The sequence below is a fragment of the Peribacillus sp. V2I11 genome (assembly GCF_030817135.1).
Taxonomy (GTDB): Bacteria; Bacillota; Bacilli; order Bacillales; family DSM-1321; genus Peribacillus; species Peribacillus simplex.
On the sequence record NZ_JAUSYW010000001.1, the window covers coordinates 773234 to 798610 of the forward strand.

The window sequence follows — 25377 nt, forward strand, 5'->3', positions numbered from 1 at the left end:
ATTTATAAGATGGATTGTTCCTTCTCTGATTGGAAGGTTCCCGCAATCTCATAAAATTGATGTAATAATTCCTTGCCGATTTTCGTCCCTATTGATTCAGGGTGGAACTGTAAACCGTAGAGTGGGAACTCTTGATGTTTCAGGGCCATGATCTCCCCATCATCCAGTGCTACTGCCGTCACAGTCAGTTCTTCTGACAAACTCGCCCTTTCAACTACAAGGGAATGGTAACGCATTACCGGGAATTGTAAGTCCTGTTTGGCAAATACACCTGTTCCATCATGTTCGATAACCGATGTTTTCCCATGCATGATTTGTTTCGCTCCCACCACATTCGCACCAAAAACTGCCCCAATGGCCTGATGCCCCAAACAAATGCCTAATAACGGAACCTTCTCATAAAAATTACGAATGATTTCCATACTGATACCAGCATCTTCCGGCCTGCCGGGTCCCGGGGAAATGACGATTGCCATTGGATTCAATTCCTCAATTTCCGCAAGGGTGATTTCGTCATTCCTTTTTACTACGATTTCTTTTTCCACTTCGCCTAAATATTGATAAAGGTTGTAAGTGAACGAGTCATAGTTATCAATTAATAAAATCATTTTGTGTGAACCTCCATTAAAGCGCGTGCTTTATTTTGTGTTTCTTCAAATTCCGTTTTTGGATCTGAATCATATACAATTCCTGCCCCTGCCTGTACGTAGGCCTTGCCATCTTTAATGATCATCGTCCGAATGGCTAAAGCCATATCAAGATCCCCTCCAAAACCTATGAACCCTATCGAGCCCGAATACATCCCCCGTTTACAATTTTCCAGTTCATTGATCAGCTCCATCGCTCTGATTTTAGGAGCACCTGAAACTGTTCCAGCAGGGAGGCAGACCGTCAACGCATCTAAACTCGTGAACCCTTCCCTAAGCTTTCCGCTAACCTTCGAAGCAATATGCATGACATGCTGATATCTTTGAATTTCCATTTCCTCGGTAAGGTGAATTGAACCGATTTCGCAAACCCTGCCAAGATCATTCCTACCCAAATCAACAAGCATCTTATGCTCGGCAAGTTCCTTTTCATCCATCAGCAGGCTTTTTTCGAAGCCTTTATCTTCTTCATCCGTTTTCCCTCTCGGCCTTGTACCGGCAATGGGATTAACATGAACCATTCCTGATGAAACACTGATCAAACTTTCTGGAGACGACCCAATAATTGTATAGTCACCAAATTCTATATAAAACATATAAGGAGAGGGGTTGGCTAATCGCAAACGTCGGTAGGCATCGAAAGGCTCCCCATCGAAGTCCGCTTTAAACCTTTGTGATAAAACAACTTGGAACACTTCACCCGCTACAATCGCTGCTTTAACTTCAAGAACCATTTTCTCGAATTCATCCTGACTGAAATTCGAATTGAATTCCAAATATTCCGACGATATTTCCTTTGACGGCTTGCTTGTCTGATTGATTTTTTCCTTCATCCCCAATAAACTTTTTTCACTATCTTCTTCCGCAGTCAAAAGATGGATTTTCTGCAGAACATGATCGAATATATACAGTTCTTTATAAAAAAGAAAATGAGCATCAGGCATTTGCAGAGAATCAGGAGGCACCGGTCCTATATTTTCATATAGTCGAATGATATCATAGCCCATATATCCGATTGCACCACCGTTAAAAGGCGGAAGATGCATGGGAGCCTCTCCTATTTCCACTAATAATTCGTTTTTTAGAAACTCGATGATATTGATGTTCCTTACGATTTGGTCACCTGTTTCAGTGTCTTTCACATATACTTGGTCAGCAAGTGATGTCACCTCCAGGTAAGGTTTTGAACCTAGATAAGAGTAGCGGCCGTTGTCATGATGCGAATTCGAACTTTCCAATAAAAACTTCTGGTCACCATCTAATTTCTGAAATATGGCAATGGGTGTGTGGATATCCCCTTCAATTGTGTCCATTTTGAAACGGAGTATTTTTTTTTCATCCAAATTATTCATCTCAATTCCCTCCCGATTCTTATGCGATCTTATAAACCCTCGAAGGGAAAACCTTTTTTTGGCCAATTGCCTGAGTTTTCATTTCCTCCGGATATTTTTTGATGTTTTCTCTAAAAGGTATATATATTGAAATTCCAATAAAAAAATCCCCCGCAAACACAAATATGTGTCTGCAGAGGACGGTAAACCGCGGTGCCACCTCAAGTTGGAAAAATGCATCATTTTTCCCTCTCAAGCAAGAATGAAAAATTCTTGCGATTACCCTTTAACGGTGGCAGCCGAGTTTCCCTACTTATTTCAAGAAACCACTCATAAGTCCATTCATCTTCTTATATCGTACCGGTTTCCACCTATTCCGGCTCTCTGTGACGCATCTAAAAAGATTACTACTCTCATTCATAGATTTAATTATCATTTCCATAAAAACGCAAAAAGGGCCCTCATCCAAAGGACGAGGAACCCGTGGTACCACCTTAATTAGCTAAATTAGCTCACTTTACGGCATTAACATGCCTATCTCCATTAACGATGAGATAATCGCCAAAGCCTACTCCGTCATCCGTTTCGGTTTGGGGCTCGGAAGTCCATTCGCTTAAATTCGTTCACCAGTTTTCAGCAACCACTGGCTCTCTGCAGAACATCATTAAGGTACTCTTCTTCGTCACTGCCTTTATCTTTTTCTTGATTATTATGTTAAAACAATCTTTTCAGTAAGTCAATGAAGTTTTCTAAAAATTATATTTTTATTTTTTCATTTTTATCCATTCTCCGTCATCGATTCCTTTTGCCTTCTTAATAACAAGATATGCTGAATAGGTGCTTACCGACTCAAATTCATCCGTATACTTTTTTTCATCCGCCTTACCGGGGACTATTTCTTTGAATCTTCGGTAAGCCTTCATAAATTCTTCCTTTTGTATTTTATTTTCATAAGCCTTTTCTACCGCTTCAAAGAATTTAATCACATCTACGATTTCATCAGTAGACCAATCAAGATCCATTGGATATTGATAATCCATACCCTAAACACGCTCCTTCTAGATAGTTTTTCATGTTGTCCGGCGACTATGCATCATCAGTCTGCCCATTTTGAACGAATTGCTTCCGCCTGGTCGATAATCCGACTGAATAGTTCAGCAGTCGATGGTACATCATGAATCAGCCCCATCACTTGTCCAGCCCAGGCAAAACCTTCACCTTCCACACCTTCATGGATATATCGCTGGTTCGCTTTTCCACTTATGTAATCCTTCAATTGTTCATATCCGCCGTTTTCTTTTTCTATATCAAGAATCTTATCAGTCCAGCTGTTTGCAATTACCCTGGCTGGTGCACCAATGGACCGCTTGATGACAACGGTATCATTTTCTGTGCCGGAAACCAAGGCATTTTTATATAATTCATGGGCATGAACACACTCCTTGACTGCTATGAATCGTGTTCCCATCTCGATTCCTTCGGCACCAAGTGCCAATGCTGCCATCAAACCGCGTCCATCGCCAAAACCACCCGAGGCGATGACTGGAATTTTAACGGAGTCCACAACTTGAGGAATTAATACAGAAGTTCCAATATCATCACGGCCTAAATGTCCTCCGCCCTCCTGACCAACTACCATAACTGCATCTGCACCAAGCTGTTCAGCCTTCATTGCCTGCCGTCTTGCAGCAACGAGCACAAGTTTTTTCACCTGGGTGCCTTTGACGAAATCAAGAAATGGAGAAGGGTTACCGCCTGTTACGGAAACAGCTGCGATATCCTCATTCAAGGCTGCTTCAAGCATATGTTCATAAGGCCTTCCATGCTGACCGATTGCAAAGTTCACACCAAACGGTTTATCCGTCAATGATTTGGTTTTTCTAATTTCATCTATCAGTTGCTCGGGATTGTCCAAGGACATGGCCGTGACCTGCCCTAGCCCCCCTGCATTCGAAACTGCCGCAGCCAGGTCTGCATATGCTAAATGGGCCAATCCCCCTTGTACGATTGGGTATTGAATACCTAACAAATCGGTCACACGCGTTTTCCACTTCAAACTCCTCATCTCCCTTTTCATTTGGTGGTTTGTTTATTTAGCTGAATTCAAATCATTAGCTTCATTATGGCAAATATTGTTTACCCATTCAATTTTTAAACTCACGCGTTCAATTTTAATAAAAGAAGAATTCTTGAGTAATTCCAGTTAATACTAGGAAAATGGACATTCATAATCTGCTGATATTTTTATTGAGCCCCTTAACAACAAAGACATATTGAATTTGTTTAAGCAGGACATTAAAAAGTCACTCTAGGCATTTATTATAAGACGTGCTATAATTCATATGTTTTATGTCTATCCACAAGCTTACTAACCATACGAATGGAATCGGAGAAACATACGATCGCAAATAGAAAGGGAGTATATACTCCCAAGTATTACGTACCTATTTTATTGAAAAGGGGCCACAAAGAATTGTCACAGAATGAAACACCCTTATACACTGCCTTATTGCAGCATGCAAAAAAAAATCCCGTTCAATTTCATATTCCAGGTCATAAAAAAGGAAAAGGAATGGACTCTGATTTCCGTAATTTCATTGGAGAAAATGCATTATCCATAGATTTGATCAATATCGCTCCACTTGATGATCTCCATCAGCCAAAAGGGATCATTAAACAAGCTCAGGATCTTGCCGCTGAAGCTTTTGGGGCAGATCACACATTCTTTTCCGTTCAAGGAACAAGTGGAGCAATCATGACGATGGTCATGACAGTCTGCGGACCTGGGGACAAAATCATCGTCCCAAGGAATGTACATAAATCCGTAATGTCTGCCATTGTATTTTCCGGAGCTGTTCCCATTTTCATCAATCCTGAAATAGACAAAGATTTGGGCATCTCACACGGAATCACCGTCGATGCCGTTGAAAAAACTTTAAGGGAACATAGCGATGCAAAAGGATTGCTTGTCATCAATCCCACTTATTTCGGCATTTCGGCTGATTTGCAAAAAATAGTCGAAGTTGCTCATTCCCACAAAATCCCAGTTCTTGTAGATGAAGCACATGGTGTCCATATACACTTCCATGAAGACTTGCCGATGTCAGCCATGCAAGCTGGAGCGGATATGGCTGCAACGAGTGTTCATAAACTGGGCGGTTCACTAACGGGAAGTTCCATACTAAATGTTAAGACTGGATTAGTTTCCGCAAATCGTGTTCAAGCCATATTGAGCATGCTCACAACCACCTCAACCTCCTATATCCTTTTGGCTTCCCTGGATACTGCTAGAAGACAACTTGCGACGGTAGGCAGGGAAATGATCAATGAAGCGATCAATCTCGCAGGATATATCCGTGAGGCCGTTAATGAGATTCCTTATCTTTACTGTGTCGGCAGCGAAATTCTCGAAAGTGAGGCAGCCTTTAGTTATGATCCGACTAAATTGATCATATCCATCAAGGAATTGAATATTACCGGATACGACGTTGAGAAATGGCTTCGTGAAAAGCATAATATCGAAGTGGAACTATCTGACTTGTACAATATCCTTTGCCTGATAACTCCTGGAGACTCAAAAACAGAAGCGGACCTGCTGATCGCTGCCCTTAGAGACTTATCGGATGAGTTTAAGGAAATGGCGGCTGAACATGAAGAAATTGAAGTCCTGCTTCCTGATACACCACCACTGGCTTTATCACCCAGGGAGGCATTTTATGCAGAAACCGAAGTGGTTCCCATTGAGGAATCTGTCGGCAAAATTAGCGCTGAGTTCATCATGGTTTACCCGCCGGGAATCCCGATCTTCATACCAGGTGAATTGATTACTGAAGATAATATCAATTACATCCGGAAAAACATCGAGGCCGGACTTCCTGTTCAAGGTCCTGAGGACCCAGAAATAAAATATTTACGCATCATTAAAAATTGATTGATCCCATCAAACCAGAGCAGAATACTGCCCTGGTTTTTTTGCCACTTTTATTATGGAGCAAGTAGCTCCCGATAAAAACCGAAGAACTTCCCTTCATTAACTTCTATAAAAAGGGTGCTCCAGGTTCAATCCTGAAACACCCTTAAATTCTATTAATCTTAAAATTCTTTCTCCATTTATTTATCAGAGGCAGCTGTATCACAGCTTTGGCAGTTGTGATTGTGTGTATATAGTACACTTACTTTTTCATCTTCAAAATGTTCAATCGTGCTATTGCAAGTTTGACATACGATAGTTCCCATTTTTACAACCCCTTCCTCTATATTGTATGCATCAATTACATAATGTAACCGCTTTAAATGAATTATAATATAACACATTTATTATTTCAAGCTAAAAAGTATAACATATATGATTTTTCCCATTTAATGAAACCTCATCTTGGAAGAAATGGATTCCAAGCGTTCGTTAGACTGATTCTATTTAATAAAACACGAGAATTTTTTTATAAACGAAGGGCCTGGCCCTCTTTTTACATATTTCATCACACACCTTGCTTCAGCATAGCAAGGTGAAAAAGGAATTTCGCCTTTTAATTTACATATAGATAAGTATATAATACATCCATAAAATGTTAATATATTCTTAAATCCTATAGATCTAAGGGGGATCCAAATGACTGAAAATGCCTATATCAAACTTGTTCCTGAGTCCGCGAAAGGGACTGTAACCATCGAAGACGTGAAAGAATTGCTGAACTATTATCAAATGATCACAGCGAAAACCGGAAGGCAACTGGATTGGGACTATGATAAGAAAGCATTTCCTTATGTAATGAAAGAACCAGAAAGAATGAAAGATAAGACCATATATCTCCAATCAAAAGAAGATCGATATCACATGATATTGATAGGCGTTGACCAAGAAGTCGTGAAGGATGAAGATGGATCGGAGCGGATTCAATCCTATATCCAATTCACCCTCCCTGAAACTGCAACTTTCGGTGATAAGGGAAAAGCTAATGAATTGTGCAAGTTCCTTGCTAAGAAATTACGGGCGCAGCTACATCTCTTCAATAAACGGGTGATGTATTATTATCCAAGGAAATAAAAAAACCTGCGAAGCCGAAATTGGCTCATGCAGGCGTTTCAATTAATTTTGGATCAAGGATCTCATAACCTTTCTTTTGAAAACCTTTCACGATATCCTCTATCGCTTCACAGGTCCATTTCCGGTCATGCATCAGTAAGTTCGCACCATTTCCTAAATAAGGGCTGTTCAACATGATCTCCATTAAAGCTTTTTTATCCTGATACTCTTTTTCCCAGTCATAACCGTATGTCCAATTCATGACCAACATTTTTTCTTTCTCAGCGACTTTTTTTGAATGCTCGGTATTCGATCCAAATGGCGCCCTGAAGTACTTAGGGCGCACCCCTATAATGCCATCAACCAAATTGTTCAATTTTACGATTTCCCGTTCTTGTTCCTTTAAGGTCAACTCTTTTAAATTTACATGGGAATACGTATGATTACCGATAGAAAAACCCATTTCATGAATTTCTTTCAACATCGCTTTATTTTCATCATTTTCAAGAAAGTGACCTTTTCACGAAAAATATCGCAGGTACTTCAAGTCGCTTCAGGGTTCGGGCGATTTCCAGAGAATATTTATCAGGTGCATCATCAAATGTTAACAACACCACTTTCGGATTTGCATTCCTAATGGGTTTAAATGACCAATTCTCTTTTTCCACCCGATATTCTGTCTTTACATTCCCTTCGCCAATTGTTTTTGACGTTTCTTTTTTCAAATCTTTCTCTTGCCGGCTTTCATCTTGGACCGTTGTTGTCGTTTCCACACTTTTTTCATTCTCATTTTCAGTTTGACCGGGACTCGGATCATTACAAGCCATCAATAAAAATGATGCAAAGGTAAATAATGCTACTACTTTGTTAATCATGATTCCTCCGTGGTTTCTTGTGTCGTTGAGGCTTACGAAAAATTAATAAACGGGTACTAGCGTTTCCAAAAGGATTTGCAAAATCCCGTAACATAAAAGGCTTATCACGGTAACAAGCATGGTTCGTCTATTGGATTTTAAAATTATTTTACCAATGTAAATGGCTAAATAAGAAAAGACCAGAAACATGAATACTTTGAAAACGAATCGATCGTTAACAGACAGCCATTCAACTAATGTATACCCACTCCATACGATTAGTTGAAAGAGGATTACCAGATAATTTTTCAAGTGATCCACCTCATTTTTATATGAATATATCAGCCATGAGCTTTTTTTTGGCAAAAAATATTCCTTTAGCACATCGCTCATCTTATATTTTATCCTCTATTACCTTTTTCCCTTTTAAGGAAAAAAGTAAGAAGTCCTTTTTATAGCTTATGCCCTTTTTGTCCTTTTCATTTAACTAGTGAGAAGAAAAAAATGAATGGGGAGTCATCATCTGGCCAATACAAAAAAGCGTACTGCATTAGGCAGTACGCTTTTTATAAAATCAATTACTTAATGATGTGAATAGGAGTTCCAAGGGCAACTTCAGCAGCTTCCATTGTGATTTCCCCTAAAGTTGGATGTGCATGGATTGTCATTGCAATATCCTCGGCAGTCATTCCTGCTTCGATAGCCAAACCAAGTTCTGCAATCATATCAGAAGCGTTTGGTCCTGCAATTTGTGCTCCTATTACCAATCCGTCTTCTTTGCGAGTGATAAGCTTCACAAATCCGTCCGTATTATTTAATGAAAGAGCACGTCCATTTGCAGCGAATGGGAATTTAGAAGCAATTGCTTCGATTCCAGCTTCCTTCGCTTCTTTTTCATTATAACCGACAGAAGCAAGTTCCGGTTCAGAGAATACAACAGCCGGAATGGCAAGATAGTCGATTTCTGATGAATGTCCTGCAATGGCTTCAGCTGCAATTTTACCTTCATAAGAAGCTTTATGAGCCAACTGAGGTCCGGAAACGATATCACCGATTGCGTAAATGTTTTTCACGCTTGTACGGCATTGTTTATCCGTTTCGATCAAACCACGGTCAGTCATTTTGATACCGACTTGTTCAAGGCCGATTTCAGCAGTATTTGGACGACGTCCAACTGTTACTAAAACGTAATCGGCTTCAACTTTTTTCTCTTCGCCTTTTACTTCATAAGTTACAGTTACACCTGTTTCAGTTTCTTCCACGCCTTTAGCATTTGCTTTAGTAACAATTTCAGCACCTTTGTTCTTAAGGTTACGCTTAACAAGTGCTGCCATTTGTTTTTCGAAGCCAGCAGAAAGAATTTCTTCCGTACCTTCAAGGATGGTAACTTTAGTGCCAAAGCTTGCGAATGCTCCGCCAAGCTCAGTTCCAATGTAACCTCCGCCGATTACCACGATCGAACCTGGAACTTCTTCCAACGCAAGAGCACCAGTGGAATTAAGTACACGTTTCGTATATTTAAATGACGGAATCTCGATTGGTGATGAACCAGTAGCGATGATTGCGTTTTTAAATGTATATGTTTGGGCTGAGTCATCATTCATAACACGGATGCTGTTCTCATCGACGAAATAAGCTTCGCCAGTAACAACATCAACATTATTACCTTTTAACAGGCTGCTTACACCGCCTGTTAATTTTTTTACAACAGTACCTTTCCAAGCTTGTACTTTAGAAAAATCAACCGTAACTTTTTCTGCAAAGATACCCATATCTTCTGAATGCTGCGCTTCATGGAAACGGTGTCCCGCTGAAATTAAAGCTTTCGATGGGATACAGCCTACATTCAAACAAACTCCGCCGATTGTTCCTTTTTCAACGACCGTTACTTTCTGTCCAAGCTGTGCTGCGCGAATTGCGGCAACATATCCCCCTGGGCCTGAACCGATCACTAAAGTATCTGTTTCGATTGGAAAATCTCCTACTACCATTGTTTACGCCTCCATTAACAATAATTCTGGGTCGTTCAATAACTTTTTGATATGATTCAATGCATGCTGAGCAGTAGCTCCATCAATCATGCGGTGATCAAAGCTCAGTGATAATGCCAGAACTGGAGCGGCGATAATTTCCCCGTCGCGTACAATTGCTTTTTCGGCAATGCGTCCAATCCCTAGAATGGCAACTTCTGGATGATTGATTACAGGTGTGAACCATTGACCGCCTGCGGAACCGATATTCGTAATGGAGCAAGAAGCACCTTTCATTTCGTTAGGAGCCAATTTACCGTCACGAGCTTTCGTCGCTAATTCATTAATTTCTTGTGAAATGGCAAAAGTTGATTTACGATCTGCATCTTTTACAACTGGAACAAGCAGTCCTTTGTCTGTGTCTGCCGCAATTCCAATATTGTAATAGTGTTTATGGATAATCTCACTAGCCTCATCATCAAATGATGTGTTAAGCATAGGGAATTCACGCAATGCACTTGTTAACGCTTTAACAACATAAGGTAGGAATGTAAGCTTGATTCCTTTTTCTGCAGCAATTTCCTTGAATTTCTTACGGTGAGCAACCAATAGCGTCACATCGACTTCATCCATCAATGTTACATGCGGAGCTGTCTGTTTGGATTTAACCATTGCTTTTGCGATCGCTTTTCTCATGCCGCTCATTTTCTCGCGAGTTTCAGGATATTGCCCTTCAGGAATCGAAACTTTTTGTTTTTCGGTTGTTTCCGTATCATTTTGTTGTGAAGCTTCACTTTGAGCTGCTGGTTGCTGTGGAGCGGTTTTGCCGTTTTTGAAAGAATCTATGTCTTCTTTCATGATGCGGCCGTTATCCCCAGAACCAGAAATCTCACGAATATTTACCCCTTGTTCGCGTGCATATTTCCTAACAGAAGGCATGGCGATAATACGTCGTGAAGGATCCGCCTCAACCTGTGGTTGTGATCCCGCGCCCGTTTCTGCACTATTTTCTTGAACCGGAGCAGCCTCTTTCTTGACTTCCTGTCCAGCTTCAGCAGTTGCTTGAACCTGGGCCTCCGTATCCTTTCCACCTTCAGGCTTCGCTTCTTCTCCATGATCCCCTTTAAACTGAAGATCTTCATATCCTGGAGCATCGAATGTTACAAGTACATCGCCAACAACGGCAACCGTTCCTTCTTGAACAAGGATTTCTTCAACGGTACCTTCCACTGGTGATGGGATTTCAACAACGGCCTTATCGTTTTGAACCTCACAAAGCACGTCATCTTCTTGTATCTTATCTCCTGGTTTTACAAACCATTTCACTATTTCACCTTCGTGTATACCTTCTCCGATATCAGGGAGTCTAAATTGGAATGCCACTGAGTTCAACCTCCTATATTAAATCATACTTAGTGCATTGAATAAAGTCCTTTATCTTGCATTACCGTTAATGCAAAATTACTTCCTCTAGCAGGACGTTCATTCCCATTACTTAAGATTGTTAAAACTTCAAGACTTTAGTTGCCGTTTCAATAATGTCTTTATAATTAGGGAGCCACACTGTTTCAGCTTGTGAAAACGGGAATACCGTATCAGCAGCCGCCACTCGCAGTACTGGAGCATCCAAGCTCAAAATGGCACGTTCGTTAATTTCAGCGACAACATTCGCTGCTATACCAGCTTGCTTTTGGGCTTCTTGAACAACGATAGCGCGTCCAGTTTTTTCTACAGAAGCAATGATTGTATCAATATCCAATGGAGATACAGTCCGTAAGTCGACCACTTCGACGGAATGACCATCCTTAGCCAATTCTTCAGCTGCCTTGATGGATTCCTGTACCATCGCACCATACGTAATAATGGATAAATCCGTTCCTTCTCTCTTCACATCCGCTTTTCCTAATGGAATTGTATATTCCTCTTCAGGAACTTCCTGACGGAAAGAGCGGTACAATTTCATGTGCTCAAGGAAAATGACAGGGTCATTATCACGAATCGCTGAAATCAATAAGCCTTTTGCATCGTAAGGAGTTGAAGGGATAACTACTTTTAACCCTGGTTGCTGAGCCATTAAACCTTCTAAGCTATCAGCGTGCATTTCCGGAGTGTGCACTCCGCCTCCAAAAGGTGAGCGAATTGTAACCGGCGCACTGTAACGTCCTCCTGAACGGTAGCGCATACGAGCAAGCTGACCGCTTACGGAATCCATTACTTCATATATAAACCCGAAGAATTGAATTTCAGGAACAGGACGGAAACCTTGTAAAGAAAGACCAACCGCTAATCCACCGATTCCAGATTCAGCAAGTGGTGTATCGAATACACGATCTTCACCGAATTCTTTTTGAAGATTTTCCGTTGCACGGAAAACTCCCCCATTAAGACCAACATCTTCTCCAAAAACGAGTACATTCTCATCATTTTTAAGTTCTGTACGTAATGCTTCTGTAATTGCTTGAATCATCGTCAATTGAGCCATGGCTTACTTCGACTCCTTCTCTTTATAAATTTCATATTGTTCTTTTAAGTTATAAGGCATTTCTTCATACATGTTCTCAATAAGGTCTGTAACCTTTTGCTTAGGTTCTGCATCAGCCTTTTTGATTGCTTCTTTAATATCGTCTTTTGCTTTTTCTATTGTTTCGTTCTCTAATTCTTCATTCCAAAGTTTTTTATTTTCCAAGAACTTGCGGAAACGAACCAACGGATCTTTCAGTTCCCACTCATTATCCATATCGGAAGTACGGTAACGTGTCGGGTCATCCCCAGCCATCGTATGTGGTCCATATCGGTAAGTTAATGTTTCGATCAATGTAGGACCTTCACCATTAATTGCACGTTCACGTGCTTCCTTAACAGCTGTATAAACGGCCAATGCATCCATACCATCAACCTGGATGCCAGGAATACCTGCAGCCACACCCTTTTGGGCTAAAGTTTTTGATGCTGATTGCAATTCAACAGGAGTCGAGATTGCAAAACGGTTATTTTGCACGATGAAGATAGCTGGCGCTTTAAATGCACCCGCAAAGTTAATACCCTCATAGAAGTCACCTTGAGATGTTCCACCGTCACCCGTATATGTGATGGCTACAGCTTTTTTTCCGCGTTTCTTCAACCCAAGAGCGACTCCGGCAGCTTGGATATATTGAGCCCCGATAATGATTTGAGGGGAAATTACATTGACGTCTTCAGGAATTTGATTTCCCTTAAAATGTCCCCGGGAGAATAAGAATGCTTGCCAAAGCGGCAGGCCATGCCATACGATTTGCGGAACATCACGGTAACCAGGCAGAATGAAATCTTCTTTTTCCAAAGCATACTGGGAAGCGATTTGAGAAGCTTCTTGACCGGCAGTCGGTGCATAGAAACCTAATCTGCCTTGACGGTTCAGTGATATAGAACGTTGATCCAAGATGCGTGTATAAACCATTCGACGCATTAATTCTTGCAATTGTTCATCACTTAAATCAGGCATTGCCGCTTCATTAACGACTTCTCCCTCTTCATTTAAAATTTGAAAAGTTTCAAATTGTTCTTCTACTTTCTTAAGCTGATCCTGAACATTAATTTTAGCTTGTTTAGTTTTTTGAGCCATTTGGCACCTCATCCTTTCATTAAAAAGGTTTGCTATTATTATTCTATAAAGCAAAAATAGTTTGCTTTTTAGTTTCTTCAACAATTCATTCTTTTATTTTTCCCTTAAGACCAATCCCTCAAACGTAGATATGCTTAATATGTCTCAATCTTATTCTGTACCATAAAAAAAATCAAGGAAAATGATACAAGAATTTTTATAGATTAAGTTTACAAGATGAATTAACATCAAGTCAATCACTTGGAGTTCCTTATAATTTTGATTTAATAGAAATTCCAACACTCATACTTCTCCACTGTATTAGTTTTCACTTTGCAACTGTACTATTAAATTTTCCGCATTTATCAATTTAAGGATGGCTAAGGATAACATTTCAATTCCCCGGCATATCAGATCGATTCCGAAACTGCTTTAACTAAAGGCATTTGGGTCTTTAGAATAATATCCCAAAAAATATTCAAACGCTTTCATTTAAGTCTGCTGTTAGATTTTAAGTTATCGTTTTTTTTTAGTACAGGTATGAAAATTTCACATAAAGCTGGTTGCACAAAAAAAGACATTTTAGTATTTTTTAGTCCAAAAATGAACTGGATTGAACAAAATATGGGCTGTGAGTCATGATCACAGCCCATCATTATTTATATTATTTTGTTGAATCAGCCATTTCTATGCCGGAACTATCATAAAAACTTTCTTTTTTTTGATTTGATTTTTCCGTTAATGCATTAAATTCCTCATTCGCTTTCAAAACTTTTGTATAAGAGGAATTGATTTTCTCGATTTGCACTTGTAATTCATCCATTTTCAAATCCTCTTTTTTAAAAAGTTCATATAATTCACGATCATAAGCCAGACTTTGTTGATAGGCATCGTATAAATCATCGTAGGTGCTATAGCGCTCACTCATGACCTTTTTCATATCAGTCGCTTCTTTTTTTATCTTTTCATCCTCTATTTTCCCGATTTGTTCATCTATCTGATTGAATTGTTTTTTTGAGGATTGCATACTGCTTTGTTCCTTCTCGATTATTTTTTCCCTTTGGTCGATATTCTTGGCTGCTTCATTTGAAAGCTCGACAATCTGTTCATAATCATCCAATCCAAGTTTAATGATTTTCTCATATTTTTCTTTTTCTTTTTTCTCCAAATCATTAAGTGGCTCTTGATGCTCGGTGAAATCACTTTCCTCTTCTGCAGTTTTCTCTAGGATTTTGTGGATTCTTTCTTCCGGTGAACCATTAAAACAACCAGTCAATATCACTAAAGAAAGAAGTAAAATAACATATGGACCAAAACGATTCAACATAGACAGCTCCTTCTGATAGTTCTTCGAAGATTCATATTTCTCTAAATTCCCTTATAAGCCGCAGACACTTATTACGATCATATTCCGAACAGGTTTTTTTCATTACTGGGCGCTAGCCTACACCCTTTAAATCATACTGCATAGGCTGTAGGGACCGTTTCAAATCAGAGTGGTCAGCATTTTAATAATACAAAAACGGAGGTATGAAATTATGTATGGAGGTTACAACCAGGAATGTTGTTATCCGGTTTCCGTTGCACCCAGCTATGGTTATGGTGATTGTGGAGGCTGCGGCTTTGGAAGCGGCTTTGCCATAATCATTGTCCTGTTCATTTTGCTAATCATTGTCGGCGCATGCTTATGCTAAACAGATAATTACTATTACCATTACCCGAAAATGTTAACTATTTACCCTGATTCACAAAAAATGATTTATTTTTTTAAACGATCTCAACACGCAAATAAAGTAATGGCTGGGATAGGAATTACTAGACTTGATTCCATCCCTTCCATTTTTCTTTCATTAGACCATCCATTAACTTTCAGCCTTTTTTTTGTTAAAATAACCTATACATATTATAAGAAATTTTATGGGGTGAAAGATTATGCTTACCATGGATGATTTTGTTAATGAAGACGATCCAATCTTAAGGCAGGTCGCGTTAGAGGTTCCGCTTCCGGCATCATATGAAGATAAGCAACTTTTAGCAAGCTTGATGGAATATGTCCAAAACAGCCAGAAGCCCGATATTACTGCTCTATACGGGTTGAGGGCAGGAATCGGCTTGGCTGCACCACAGGTGAATGTTTCTAAAAGGATGATAGCGGTTCATTTGAAAGATAAAGATGATCAACTGTATAGCTATGCACTTTTCAACCCTAAACTCATTAGCCATTCAGTGGAAAAAGCATACTTGACATCAGGAGAAGGCTGTCTTTCCGTAAATCGTCCCGTTTCCGGCTATGTGCCCCGTTATGCTCGAATAACGGTTGTGGGTACGGACTTGGAAGGAAAATCGGTTCAACTCCGCCTGAAAGGCATCGCAGCCATTTGCTTTCAACATGAAATCGACCACCTTAATGGAATCATGTTTTATGATCATATCAATCCGGAAGACCCCTATGCCATTCCGGAAAATTCAATTGCGGTGGAAAGGTAACGTAATAAACAACACCCCCATCTGTTGGTTGACGGGGGTGTTGTTTTTTATATCAGTTCAAGTTCCTTCAAACCAAAAAGTATGCCATCATCATCGACATCCTTCGTTACAAAGTCGGCTTCTTGCTTCACAAGTTGACCGGCATTCCCCATTGCCACGCCATATCCCGCTACTTTTAACATCTCTATATCATTCAAGCCATCTCCAAAGGCGTAAACATCCTCCAGAGCAAACCCCACTTTTTCCATTAATATTTTAATGCCTTCAGCTTTTGAACCCCCGAATGGAAGTACATCCGTCGAATACGCATGCCATCTAATGAAGTGAAAGTCATCATATTTCCCAACAAAGTTCCGTTCTTCATCTTCCGAGCAGAATAATAAGGCTTGGTATATATCATGGTCCACATAAAAATCTGCCACATGTTCGGGGTGGGGAAACTTCAGGCTGCTTAATGCTTCTTCAATTCGGCTATGATGTGGAACACTCGATTTCATTGTCTCCTCATTCATGAAGACGATCGGTATTCCATTATTCTCAGCATGTTCGTGGAGCCGTTTTATCTCAGGTATGCTCAAAGGGTTTTTATAAACGACTTTCCCTTCAAAAACAACGTATTGTCCATTGAAACTTACGAATGTATCGATGCCAAGCTCTTCCCTTAAAGACTCGAACATGAACGGCGCCCTTCCTGTGGCAATCGCTACAAAAACTCCGCTATCCTGCAGTTGCTTAATGGCTTTTTTTGTTGAAGCAGGTAACTTTTTTTCATGATCAAGCAATGTTCCGTCAATATCAAAGAATACGATTTTCACTAACGATTCACTTCCAATTCATTCATTTTTTCCTTTTTTAATATGTACCCATTTAATAATTGTCATCAAGATAAGTCAAGTAACTCTACCGGATTCAACTCAAAGTCACGTTTTTTATTCAGGAATGGGCATATACTATTCTTAATAGAAACCAACCCAGGCTTTCCAGATTACACTTCTCCCATCCTTCTTGCCTCTAAAGCCCCAGTTGCTTGTTTGAATGAGCCTTTTTTTTCAAAAATGGGCCAAGTACCTGTAAAGACGTATTTACATTATTGAATAATCCTATACAATAATAACTAAGGGAGCGTGATCGCCATGTTAAAAAAGCTTCGTAAAAAGCTTGTTAAACAGTGGAATGATCTTTTAAGAAAAAAATCTATCGCATGATTTGCCACTCATTCCTGCCTTGGCCGTCATCCATATGCGAATTTTTTTCGGACAGCCCTTCAAAAACTTGCGGAGGGCTTCTTCCTTGTTGTAAAGTTCTTGTTAAGCATTCTTTCTATCTTGGCTTTTATATGGTCAGGTGAATACATATTTCAATCAAAATATGAGTCGTTGTGTTTTCATGAAACGATATACACAGTGGTACTGTATTAATTTAGAAAGAAATCGTTTACGAAAAAAGATCCCATGATTTAAGTTTTACACATGGCAAAAACGGATAGGATATAAGATAGAGGAAGCTACAATTGGATTGATACCAGAATCGGCCATCTATTTTTTATATACTTTTAGACATTGGTATATTTAATTCATCAAACCCCTTCCGTTTTTATGGCGGAGCTGGGTTTATTTTTACATGATGTTGAAAAACATGAAAAAATTGTTGTTTTTATATATAATGAAAAAAGCAATGCAAACAAGTGAGGAGAGATTAAAATGGTTTTTAAGGTATACTATCAAGTAACCATATCAGAGGTTCCCATCAGGGAGAATACTAAAACAATGTTTATCGAAGGTGAATCCGTTCGTGACGTCCGTTTAAAATTAAAAAAAGAACCTTATAACGTAGAAATCGTACTACCCGTAACCGGAGCATATTTAGAATATGAAAAACAAAATGAAGATTACAAAGTATTGGAGCTATAATTTATGAAATTTGTAAAAAACGATCAAACAGCTGTATTCGCCCTGGGCGGTTTAGGCGAAATCGGTAAGAACACATATGCTGTTCAGTTTCAAGATGAAATCATCATCATTGATGCTGGAATTAAATTTCCTGAAGATGAACTTCTCGGTATTGACTATGTGATTCCAGATTACAGCTATTTAGAGAAAAATGTAGATAAAATTAAAGGCGTTTTCATTACCCATGGCCATGAAGACCATATTGGCGGGATTCCTTATTTACTCAGAAAAGTGAATGTCCCTGTATACGGCGGGAAGCTGGCACTTGGACTGCTTCGTAATAAATTGGAAGAACACGGCCTTTTACGTCAGACAACCATGATTGAAATCAGTGAAGATGAAGTGATCAAGTTCCGGAAAACGTCCGTCTCTTTCTTCCGCACAACTCACAGTATCCCTGACTCTTATGGAATCGTTGTAAAAACGCCACCTGGACAAATTGTCCATACTGGTGATTTCAAATTCGACTTCACACCAGTGGGCGAGCCTGCAAACCTGACCAAGATGGCTGAAATCGGTAAAGAAGGTGTATTGTGCTTACTCTCGGATAGCACAAATAGTGAAGTGCAGAACTTTACTATGTCCGAAAGCCGTGTCGGCGATACCATTCATGACATTTTCCGTAAGGTTGACGGCCGGATTATTTTTGCAACGTTTGCATCGAACATCCATCGCCTTCAGCAAGTTGTGGAAGCAGCCGTGGCTAACGGCCGTAAAATAGCCGTTTTTGGCCGAAGCATGGATTCAGCCATATCAATTGGACAAGATCTTGGTTATATCGTTGCGCCTAAAGATACTTTTATTGATGTACAGCAATTGAATCGTATGCCTGCCAATAAAGTAACCATTCTTTGTACAGGTAGCCAAGGTGAACCAATGGCAGCCCTGTCGCGCATAGCGAATGGCACTCATCGTCAAATTCAAATCATTCCTGGTGATACTGTAGTATTTTCATCTTCACCTATCCCAGGTAACACAATCAGTGTTTCCAGAACGATCAATCAATTATATCGTGCAGGAGCAGACGTCATTTCAGGTCCTTTGAATGACATTCATACATCAGGACATGGCGGACAGCAGGAACAAAAGCTGATGCTTCGTTTGATAAAACCAAAATTCTTCATGCCAATCCATGGTGAATACCGTATGCAAAAACTACATGCCCGCCATGCAGTCGATTGCGGTGTTCCGGAAGAAAATTGCTTTATCATGGATAATGGTGAAGTTCTTTCCTTAAGTGAAAACACAGCACAAATCGCTGGTAAAATCCCTTCAGGTTCGGTTTATATCGATGGAAGCGGCATCGGGGATATCGGTAATATCGTTCTCCGTGATCGTCGGATTCTTTCCGAGGAAGGTCTTGTCGTTGTCGTTGTCAGTATCAATATGAAGGAATTCAAAATTGCATCCGGTCCTGACATCATCTCACGCGGATTTGTTTATATGAGAGAATCAGGAGACCTGATCAGCGATGCTCAATCCTTGATCACTAAGCATTTAAATAAGGTGATGGATCGCAAAACTACACAATGGTCTGAAATTAAAAATGAAATTACAGACACTTTATCTCCATTCCTATATGAAAAAACTAAACGCCGTCCAATGATCCTACCGATCATCATGGAAGTTCAATAAATAATAGAAGCCCAGCCATTGATGGCTGGGCTTTTTTGTGGATGAAAAGTGCGTGCTGCCCGATATTGAGCAAGCCTTGCTTATTCCACAATTTTTTTTTCAAAGCGATTGATGTCCGAATCCGCCCCGATGACGATCAATATATCACCTTTATGAATTAAATCGCTCGCCTGTGGGGAGACATTTATTTCGTTACCTCTTTTGATCGCGACGATATTCAGCCCATAATGAGCACGGATATCAAGGTCAAATATCGAGTTTCCATTCATCTTTTGGCTTGCAACAATTTCGACGATGGAGTGTTCATCAGAAAGCTCCAAGTAATCGAGAATATTATTGGAGACGATATTATGGGCAATCCTTCTCCCCATATCTCGTTCGGGGTGTACGACATAGTCGGCCCCGATTTTCCGAAGGACCTTCTCATGATAATCATTTTGCGCTTTAACCGTTACATTTCCGACACCCAATTCCTTAAGCATGAGGGTCGTTAATATACTAGCTTGAATATTCTCGCCAATCGCTACAATGACGTGATCAAAATTACGAATTCCTATGTTTCTCAGTACATTTTCATCCGTCGTATCCCCTACTACGGCATGTGAAGCTATCCTGGCAAATTCATTCACTCGATCTTCGTCAGCATCGATAGCCAGAACCCCTAATCCTTCTTCAGCTAATGTCTTGACTATGCTGCCGCCAAAACGGCCAAGTCCAATCACCGCAAATTCTTTTTTCACAATAAGCCCTCCAACGTCATTCGTTCTCTCTTTAGAGCATGTTCTGTACTGAAAAGCATTTTTTAAGCTTCGCTTCCTTTAAACGTTATATAGTCCGTTAAGTGATTGATCGCGAGTTCAATCGCAGTTTCATCCGGACTTAACTTAGCGTGGTGCAATCCGTATTCCGATGAAACCCCCAGCCAGAACATGAATCCTGGAATCTCCTTTAACATATAACCAAAATCTTCACCAGTCATCGCTTCAGTACATTGATGCAAATGAACAGCAGTTGACTTCTCTGTAAATTCCATGAATTCCCGGGTCAACCGTTCTTCATTATACACCTGGTGATACATCGCGCCATAGTCGATTTCAGCCAAGCACTCATATCCCACTTGTATACCATCCACAAGCGCTTTTATTCTTGACTTGACCTTTACCATCGATTCGGGGTTAAGGGTCCGTATTGTGCCTTCTAACCGCGCTGTCTCCGCAATAATATTTTGAACGGTGCCTCCAGTAATCTTCCCAACTGTAATGACAGCTGAATCAAGTGGATTGACATTCCTTGAAACGATTGTTTGCAGCTGCCCTACAAGCGCACAGGCAGCAATGACCATGTCATTTGTTTCGTGCGGATAGGCTGCATGCCCTCCTTTCCCCCTCAAATCGATGAATAATTCAGATGTATTGGCAAATAGAAGCCCTTCTTTAACGGCAATCGTACCAACTGGATACTCTGGAGCAATATGTAAAGCAAGAATCATATCCGGCTTCCATTTTTTCATGGTTTCCGATTTAAGCATTGGTTCAGCTCCGCCAGGACCCTCTTCTGCAGGCTGGAAGATGAATAGCAAGTCATCATCGATCGGATGTTCGGTGAAATATGTCAACAATCCCAAACCTATGCTCATATGAAAATCATGACCGCAGGCATGCATATATTCCTCGTGGTTGGATGCGAACGGCAATCCGGTTTCCTCTTTTATCGGCAGACCGTCTATATCAGCCCGGTAGCCAATTGTTTTTCGCGGGTTCATTCCCTTCACTTTCACGAATATCCCAGTCCGCCAAGTTTCTATTTCCATCCGCTCCTGGGCCAGATTCGTTATGTAATTCAGTAGGTATTGCTGCGTCTTGAATTCCTTGAATCCTATTTCCGGTATTTGATGCAAATCACGCCGAATCTCGGCAAAAGGATTTATTTTCACATTATTTCCTCCCTATACAGAAAGCGTGGATATATTTATCCACGCTTCAGGCAATATTCACTAAAGAAATTAAAGTTGACGAAGTTCTTGCATGATTTCTGTTTTTGATTTTGTTTTTTCGTCAATTTGTTTAATGACCCGCGCCGGGATACCAGCAGCCACGGAGTATGGAGGAACGTCTTTCGTTACAACTGCACCAGCCGCCACAACTGAACCTTGACCAATTTTCACACCTTCTAGTACGACCGCATTGGCTCCGATTAAAACATCATCTTCCAAAATGACCGGTTGTGCGGAAGGCGGCTCGATGACACCTGCTAAAACGGCACCTGCACCTACGTGACAGTTTTTACCCACTGTTGCACGTCCGCCCAGTATTGCGTTCATGTCGATCATTGTGCCTTCACCGATGACAGAACCAATATTGATCGATGCACCCATCATGATGACTGCGTTGTCTCCAATGGATACTTGGTCACGGATTATTGCGCCAGGCTCGATACGGGCTTTGATGCCTTTTAGATCCAACAAAGGAATGGCAGAGTTACGGCGATCATTTTCAACTACATAATCCTCGATTTTTGTTCCTGCTGCCTTGATTGCTTCCTCGACTTCAGACCACTCACCGAATACAACACCTGTATTTCCTGTTATGAAAGTTTTAGAAGCTGGACCAAAATCCATGCCTTCTAAATCGCCTTTGACATATACCTTTACAGGTGTAGATTTTTTACTATTTGAGATAAAAGAAATAATTTCGTTTGCATCCATTTTATTCATTCCGGGTAACCTCCTAAATATGTATCATTACTCGTTTTAAATTTACCAGACAACTGCCGGCAAGACAAGTTGAATGTCACTCTTATATATTATTCTCCCCTATTGACATTTTCGTCAGCGGACCTATAACATTCCTTGGTCACGAATATGCTCTTTCACCACTTCCGTGAATGCCTGGACTTGCTTTAACTGAAAGGCCGATTCATAGCCGCAAAGCCATGTATCTCGTTCGATTGAGTGGTTATGCCCATCCAAAAGAGGGATTTTAAAAACATTCGTATCTTTATCATGTAAAGTGATGGCTGGCAGGATCGCATATCCTATACCATTAAATACCATTTGTTTACATGTTTCGATTTGATCCACGACTATGGTGTTTTTTGGTGTCGTTTTAAATTGCCGATGCCACCAGTCCTGAATTTCCTGATAATAATTCGAATCGCTTTTAAACTGAATGAATGGCCGGTCCGTTTCGAACACTTGATTCAGTTCCTTCATTTCAGTATCCACCAAATAAAGCATATCTGTAAATAAATGCTGTTTTACCCCTTTCCAATCCGGGGCTCCCCTTATGATGCCAATATGCACTTGTCCTTCATACAAAGACTTTAAAATCTCACTGCTCCAGCCAGTGATTAAGGAAATTTTGGCATACGGATATTTTTGGACGAACTTTTTCAATACTTGCGGCAGCCAATTTTGACCGACAATCGAGGCACAGGCTATTTTCAAAGTGCCATAAACTTCATGGTCCATAGCTTGAATACTTTCCCTGACCTTTTCCTCTTTTTCTATAACCTCATTGGCCAAACGAATTACCGCTTCACCTGCTGGCGTCAGTGACAGCCCTTTTTGTGAACGCAGAAACAGTTTCGAGCCCCAATCCTTTTCTATTGATTGTAAACGCTGTGATAAAGCCGGCTGGGAAACGAACAACCGCTCAGCTGCTTTTCTCATATTCATTTCCTGAGCAAGCACGGATAATAAATGAAATTCTGAAAATGACATACACACCAACCTCTTGATAATTAATTCTTATCATGATGATTTAATTTATTTAATTTTTATTATCAACAAAGTCAGCTTATAATACAAGAGAAAAGAAAAGGCAATGAATTTGTTAGCCATCTGTCTTTTGACTGTCGCTTTGATCATGAATTTCATTAAAAAACCGAAACCTTCCGATGAATCGGATTGGCACCTCCCAAAAAAAGTTTATCCATCCCTATTCGGTATCAGTGTCTATGACGGAATGTTCGGACCGGGACAGGCAACCATGCTAATGTATACCTTTTTATGAAATGGTGCCACACCTTCAATCCCTGGCCTTACTAGATTCCAAACTTTCATTAGCTGTACAGCTGCATTCATTACCTATTTCATTGCCGGTAACATTGCTTGGGGGATTGCCATTTATTACACGACCGGTTCCCTTATCGAATCACAGCTGGCCTTGCGTGTGGCTTAAAAAACTCCACTCGACAGTTGAAATTAATTTTACATTCGGTCACTATCGCATTATTGAGTCAATTGGTCATCAGAGTTGCGTTTCCTTAAATACAAAGGCAAACTCCATTTAAGGGGTCTGCCTTTTTTTCCTATGCCTTCTTATTCTTTCTTAGTCTCGTAAGTAACAGGAAGCTGATTACAGAGAATACTAGAACGATGAGATAAATCGTCTGTAAAGACAATGTAAGTCCTTCCTGTAAAACCTTTACCACATTTTCAGGAAGAGACATGCGTTCTTCACTGTTCAACAGTTCATTTGCCGTATCTATCGTCACTCCTGAGCCGGCTGGCGCATGCTCGTTCAAATAGGCTTGAAGTCTCATATTCATGATTCCCCCAAGTAATGCAGCGCCTACAGTATTTCCTAAATTACGCATGAACATATTGGAAGCTGTCGCAATACCCCTTCGTTCCCAGCTGACGGTTTTTTGAATGACGACAATGAATGAGGTAGAAGTCAAACCCATGCCTACACCGACAAAAAAGGATCCCATGGCAGCAATAAGGGGCCCAGCTTCCGGCTTCATACATACTAGGATCAAACTCCCAAGGATCAATGAACACCCTCCAAGGAGGGAGGTTGATTTGAATCCTATTTTCATCAATAACCTGCCTGAGACCATTGACGCGATCGGCCAGCCAATTGACATGGCTGTCAATGTAAAACCAGCTACCGTAGGCGAGCGCTCCATCACGCCCTGAACGAATGTGGGGAGGAAACTTGATAATCCAATCATCATGACCCCTGTCGTCAGGGATACAAGATTCGCAATCAGAATGGAACGCTCCTGCCAGATTTCAAATGGCATCATCGGTTCGGCTGCTTTCTTTTCCTGAAGGATGAATAAGATAAAGGTGATGATGGCCACTAATGCCAAGGATATGACCGGAGCTGAAGCCCATGACCATTTCACTCCTCCTTCTACGAGTATCACCATGAGAGTGGATATGGATAATGTCAATAGCGTTGCACCTAGGTAATCGATATCACGTTTTTTCTTTTCGATATTTTCATGAAGGAAAAACCAAATGCCAATAAAAGATAGCAAGCCTAAAGGAACATTAACCCAGAAGACAAGCTTCCAAGTTAGGGATTCAACGAGCAAGCCGCCCAAAGCTGGCCCCATGACCGCTGAAATTCCCCAAACGCTCGATAGATACCCTTGAACGCGTGCCCTCTCTTCATTTTTATAGATATCACCCACAATCGTCGAAGCTACAGGAGCTACAGCCCCCGCCCCAAAACCTTGTACAAAGCGATAAATGATGAGTTCCGTCATAGAATTGGCAAAACCGCAAAGAAGGGAGCCAATTAAAAAAACAATGATTCCAAATAATAAGACAGGTTTTCTCCCGAGAATATCCGATAACTTTCCATATATCAAGACCGTTACGGCGTTCATTAACAAATAACCTGAAAACACCCAGCTGTAAAGTGAAAAACCACCTAAATCACTAACAATGGCTGGCATTGCCGTCGAAACGATCGTTCCTTCAATAGCATTCATAAACATAGCCAACATGATGGCAGCCAATATGAAGGGACGTTTTAATTTTTTATTCTGCACTTTTGCTCCATCCACTGCTTGGCCCAATTTTCGCATCCTCTCCTAATAGACCCTCTAACTGTTTATAGACTTTACTACTAGCTGGATCAAATATGTAAAAAACAAGAAAAC

The 25377-nt window shown here is 40.4% G+C and carries 26 protein-coding genes and 2 other annotated features; of the genes, 7 read left to right on the forward strand and 19 right to left on the reverse strand.

The window, feature by feature from the left end; all coding sequences use genetic code 11:
- Positions 1-2: 2 nt before the first annotated feature.
- The 4 genes from QFZ73_RS03685 to QFZ73_RS03700 form a co-directional block, all read right to left on the reverse strand.
- A complete protein-coding gene (locus tag QFZ73_RS03685) occupies positions 3-608 on the reverse strand; it encodes an anthranilate synthase component II (RefSeq protein ID WP_307263084.1) in 606 nt (201 codons plus the stop codon).
- Positions 605-1999: an anthranilate synthase component I gene (gene trpE / locus QFZ73_RS03690; protein ID WP_307263088.1), complete on the reverse strand. Its 1395-nt coding sequence runs from the start codon at positions 1997-1999 to the stop codon at positions 605-607. Before trpE ends, QFZ73_RS03685 begins: the two co-directional genes overlap by 4 nt.
- A gap of 172 nt (positions 2000-2171) precedes the next feature.
- Positions 2172-2408: a binding site (T-box leader), on the reverse strand.
- A gap of 35 nt (positions 2409-2443) precedes the next feature.
- Positions 2444-2673: a binding site (T-box leader), on the reverse strand.
- 69 nt (positions 2674-2742) lie between these two features.
- Positions 2743-3018: a UPF0223 family protein gene (locus QFZ73_RS03695; RefSeq protein WP_063231981.1), complete on the reverse strand. Its 276-nt coding sequence runs from the start codon at positions 3016-3018 to the stop codon at positions 2743-2745.
- Positions 3019-3074: 56 nt separating this feature from the next.
- Entirely contained in the window at positions 3075-4034 is a 960-nt protein-coding gene (locus QFZ73_RS03700) for an NAD(P)H-dependent flavin oxidoreductase (RefSeq protein ID WP_307263092.1), read from the reverse strand.
- Positions 4035-4451: 417 nt separating this feature from the next.
- Between QFZ73_RS03700 and QFZ73_RS03705 the strand changes: the two genes are divergently transcribed.
- Positions 4452-5909, forward strand: a complete 1458-nt coding sequence (locus QFZ73_RS03705) for an aminotransferase class I/II-fold pyridoxal phosphate-dependent enzyme (RefSeq protein WP_307263095.1) — start codon at positions 4452-4454, stop codon at positions 5907-5909.
- A 179-nt stretch (positions 5910-6088) separates the two neighbouring features.
- Here QFZ73_RS03705 and QFZ73_RS03710 read toward each other — a convergent pair whose 3' ends face one another.
- Entirely contained in the window at positions 6089-6214 is a 126-nt protein-coding gene (locus QFZ73_RS03710; RefSeq protein ID WP_076366770.1) for a GapA-binding peptide SR1P, read from the reverse strand.
- Between the two features lie 373 nt (positions 6215-6587).
- Between QFZ73_RS03710 and QFZ73_RS03715 the strand changes: the two genes are divergently transcribed.
- The gene (locus tag QFZ73_RS03715) at positions 6588-7022 is read left to right on the forward strand and encodes a DUF1885 family protein (protein ID WP_307263101.1); all 435 of its coding nucleotides are present in this window, start codon (positions 6588-6590) and stop codon (positions 7020-7022) included.
- A gap of 25 nt (positions 7023-7047) precedes the next feature.
- On the opposite strand, the gene QFZ73_RS03720 is transcribed toward QFZ73_RS03715, so the two are convergent.
- From QFZ73_RS03720 to QFZ73_RS03755, 8 genes are all read right to left on the reverse strand, one after another.
- Positions 7048-7485 carry a polysaccharide deacetylase family protein gene (locus QFZ73_RS03720; RefSeq protein WP_307263106.1) on the reverse strand — a complete coding sequence of 146 codons (438 nt, stop codon included), beginning with the start codon at positions 7483-7485 and terminating at the stop codon, positions 7048-7050.
- Between the two features lie 19 nt (positions 7486-7504).
- On the reverse strand, positions 7505-7876 hold the full coding sequence (locus QFZ73_RS03725) for a polysaccharide deacetylase family protein (protein ID WP_307263110.1): 372 nt from the start codon (positions 7874-7876) through the stop codon (positions 7505-7507).
- 42 nt (positions 7877-7918) lie between these two features.
- Positions 7919-8176, reverse strand: coding sequence for a hypothetical protein (locus tag QFZ73_RS03730; RefSeq protein WP_307272566.1), 258 nt, complete (start codon positions 8174-8176; stop codon positions 7919-7921).
- A 257-nt stretch (positions 8177-8433) separates the two neighbouring features.
- Positions 8434-9846, reverse strand: coding sequence for a dihydrolipoyl dehydrogenase (gene lpdA / locus QFZ73_RS03735; protein WP_251427590.1), 1413 nt, complete (start codon positions 9844-9846; stop codon positions 8434-8436).
- 3 nt (positions 9847-9849) lie between these two features.
- The gene (locus QFZ73_RS03740) at positions 9850-11208 is read right to left on the reverse strand and encodes a dihydrolipoamide acetyltransferase family protein (protein ID WP_307263115.1); all 1359 of its coding nucleotides are present in this window, start codon (positions 11206-11208) and stop codon (positions 9850-9852) included.
- Positions 11209-11329: 121 nt separating this feature from the next.
- Complete coding sequence (locus tag QFZ73_RS03745) at positions 11330-12307, reverse strand: alpha-ketoacid dehydrogenase subunit beta (protein ID WP_251427584.1); 978 nt, start codon at positions 12305-12307, stop codon at positions 11330-11332.
- A gap of 3 nt (positions 12308-12310) precedes the next feature.
- On the reverse strand, positions 12311-13426 hold the full coding sequence (gene pdhA, locus QFZ73_RS03750; RefSeq protein WP_307263120.1) for a pyruvate dehydrogenase (acetyl-transferring) E1 component subunit alpha: 1116 nt from the start codon (positions 13424-13426) through the stop codon (positions 12311-12313).
- 643 nt (positions 13427-14069) lie between these two features.
- Positions 14070-14732 carry a YkyA family protein gene (locus QFZ73_RS03755; RefSeq protein WP_307263123.1) on the reverse strand — a complete coding sequence of 221 codons (663 nt, stop codon included), beginning with the start codon at positions 14730-14732 and terminating at the stop codon, positions 14070-14072.
- Between the two features lie 211 nt (positions 14733-14943).
- Between QFZ73_RS03755 and QFZ73_RS03760 the strand changes: the two genes are divergently transcribed.
- Together QFZ73_RS03760 and def are read left to right on the forward strand one after the other, a co-directional pair.
- Positions 14944-15099 carry a YjcZ family sporulation protein gene (locus tag QFZ73_RS03760; RefSeq protein WP_251427575.1) on the forward strand — a complete coding sequence of 52 codons (156 nt, stop codon included), beginning with the start codon at positions 14944-14946 and terminating at the stop codon, positions 15097-15099.
- A gap of 238 nt (positions 15100-15337) precedes the next feature.
- On the forward strand, positions 15338-15892 hold the full coding sequence (def, locus tag QFZ73_RS03765) for a peptide deformylase (RefSeq protein WP_307263130.1): 555 nt from the start codon (positions 15338-15340) through the stop codon (positions 15890-15892).
- 47 nt (positions 15893-15939) lie between these two features.
- Here the strand turns inward: def and QFZ73_RS03770 are convergent, their stop codons facing one another.
- Positions 15940-16707, reverse strand: coding sequence for a Cof-type HAD-IIB family hydrolase (locus tag QFZ73_RS03770; RefSeq protein WP_307263132.1), 768 nt, complete (start codon positions 16705-16707; stop codon positions 15940-15942).
- Positions 16708-17592: 885 nt separating this feature from the next.
- On the opposite strand from QFZ73_RS03770, the gene QFZ73_RS03775 reads away from it, so the two are divergent.
- Together QFZ73_RS03775 and rnjA are read left to right on the forward strand one after the other, a co-directional pair.
- Entirely contained in the window at positions 17593-17802 is a 210-nt protein-coding gene (locus QFZ73_RS03775) for a DNA-dependent RNA polymerase subunit epsilon (protein WP_063231994.1), read from the forward strand.
- Positions 17803-17805: 3 nt separating this feature from the next.
- Positions 17806-19476 (forward strand): ribonuclease J1, encoded by a 1671-nt coding sequence (gene rnjA / locus QFZ73_RS03780; protein ID WP_063231995.1) that lies wholly within the window; start codon positions 17806-17808, stop codon positions 19474-19476.
- 80 nt (positions 19477-19556) lie between these two features.
- On the opposite strand, the gene QFZ73_RS03785 is transcribed toward rnjA, so the two are convergent.
- The 4 genes from QFZ73_RS03785 to QFZ73_RS03800 all read right to left on the reverse strand — a co-directional run bounded on the left by QFZ73_RS03785 (position 19557) and on the right by QFZ73_RS03800 (position 23197).
- Positions 19557-20216: a potassium channel family protein gene (locus QFZ73_RS03785; protein WP_081395537.1), complete on the reverse strand. Its 660-nt coding sequence runs from the start codon at positions 20214-20216 to the stop codon at positions 19557-19559.
- A gap of 62 nt (positions 20217-20278) precedes the next feature.
- The gene (locus QFZ73_RS03790) at positions 20279-21403 is read right to left on the reverse strand and encodes an N-acetyldiaminopimelate deacetylase (protein ID WP_307272569.1); all 1125 of its coding nucleotides are present in this window, start codon (positions 21401-21403) and stop codon (positions 20279-20281) included.
- Between the two features lie 75 nt (positions 21404-21478).
- A complete protein-coding gene (dapD, locus tag QFZ73_RS03795; RefSeq protein WP_141992439.1) occupies positions 21479-22189 on the reverse strand; it encodes a 2,3,4,5-tetrahydropyridine-2,6-dicarboxylate N-acetyltransferase in 711 nt (236 codons plus the stop codon).
- Between the two features lie 123 nt (positions 22190-22312).
- Positions 22313-23197, reverse strand: a complete 885-nt coding sequence (locus tag QFZ73_RS03800) for a transcriptional regulator CcpC (protein ID WP_063231999.1) — start codon at positions 23195-23197, stop codon at positions 22313-22315.
- A 103-nt stretch (positions 23198-23300) separates the two neighbouring features.
- Between QFZ73_RS03800 and QFZ73_RS03805 the strand changes: the two genes are divergently transcribed.
- Positions 23301-23489 carry a hypothetical protein gene (locus tag QFZ73_RS03805; protein ID WP_307263148.1) on the forward strand — a complete coding sequence of 63 codons (189 nt, stop codon included), beginning with the start codon at positions 23301-23303 and terminating at the stop codon, positions 23487-23489.
- A gap of 298 nt (positions 23490-23787) precedes the next feature.
- On the opposite strand, the gene QFZ73_RS03810 is transcribed toward QFZ73_RS03805, so the two are convergent.
- Positions 23788-25293: an MDR family MFS transporter gene (locus QFZ73_RS03810; RefSeq protein ID WP_307263152.1), complete on the reverse strand. Its 1506-nt coding sequence runs from the start codon at positions 25291-25293 to the stop codon at positions 23788-23790.
- Positions 25294-25377 lie beyond the last annotated feature (84 nt).

What these genes read in the sequence shown, in the direction of transcription:
- QFZ73_RS03685 (WP_307263084.1), bottom strand. Translation starts at nt 608, where the DNA reads ATGATTTTATTAATTGATAACTATGACTCGTTCACTTACAACCTTTAT.
- trpE (WP_307263088.1), bottom strand. Translation starts at nt 1,999, where the DNA reads ATGAATAATTTGGATGAAAAAAAAATACTCCGTTTCAAAATGGACACA.
- QFZ73_RS03695 (WP_063231981.1), bottom strand. Translation starts at nt 3,018, where the DNA reads ATGGATTATCAATATCCAATGGATCTTGATTGGTCTACTGATGAAATC.
- QFZ73_RS03710 (WP_076366770.1), bottom strand. Translation starts at nt 6,214, where the DNA reads ATGGGAACTATCGTATGTCAAACTTGCAATAGCACGATTGAACATTTT.
- QFZ73_RS03715 (WP_307263101.1), top strand. Translation starts at nt 6,588, where the DNA reads ATGACTGAAAATGCCTATATCAAACTTGTTCCTGAGTCCGCGAAAGGG.
- QFZ73_RS03720 (WP_307263106.1), bottom strand. Translation starts at nt 7,485, where the DNA reads ATGTTGAAAGAAATTCATGAAATGGGTTTTTCTATCGGTAATCATACG.
- QFZ73_RS03725 (WP_307263110.1), bottom strand. Translation starts at nt 7,876, where the DNA reads ATGATTAACAAAGTAGTAGCATTATTTACCTTTGCATCATTTTTATTG.
- lpdA (WP_251427590.1), bottom strand. Translation starts at nt 9,846, where the DNA reads ATGGTAGTAGGAGATTTTCCAATCGAAACAGATACTTTAGTGATCGGT.
- QFZ73_RS03745 (WP_251427584.1), bottom strand. Translation starts at nt 12,307, where the DNA reads ATGGCTCAATTGACGATGATTCAAGCAATTACAGAAGCATTACGTACA.
- pdhA (WP_307263120.1), bottom strand. Translation starts at nt 13,426, where the DNA reads ATGGCTCAAAAAACTAAACAAGCTAAAATTAATGTTCAGGATCAGCTT.
- QFZ73_RS03755 (WP_307263123.1), bottom strand. Translation starts at nt 14,732, where the DNA reads ATGTTGAATCGTTTTGGTCCATATGTTATTTTACTTCTTTCTTTAGTG.
- QFZ73_RS03760 (WP_251427575.1), top strand. Translation starts at nt 14,944, where the DNA reads ATGTATGGAGGTTACAACCAGGAATGTTGTTATCCGGTTTCCGTTGCA.
- def (WP_307263130.1), top strand. Translation starts at nt 15,338, where the DNA reads ATGCTTACCATGGATGATTTTGTTAATGAAGACGATCCAATCTTAAGG.
- QFZ73_RS03775 (WP_063231994.1), top strand. Translation starts at nt 17,593, where the DNA reads ATGGTTTTTAAGGTATACTATCAAGTAACCATATCAGAGGTTCCCATC.
- rnjA (WP_063231995.1), top strand. Translation starts at nt 17,806, where the DNA reads ATGAAATTTGTAAAAAACGATCAAACAGCTGTATTCGCCCTGGGCGGT.
- dapD (WP_141992439.1), bottom strand. Translation starts at nt 22,189, where the DNA reads ATGAATAAAATGGATGCAAACGAAATTATTTCTTTTATCTCAAATAGT.
- QFZ73_RS03800 (WP_063231999.1), bottom strand. Translation starts at nt 23,197, where the DNA reads ATGTCATTTTCAGAATTTCATTTATTATCCGTGCTTGCTCAGGAAATG.
- QFZ73_RS03805 (WP_307263148.1), top strand. Translation starts at nt 23,301, where the DNA reads ATGAATTTGTTAGCCATCTGTCTTTTGACTGTCGCTTTGATCATGAAT.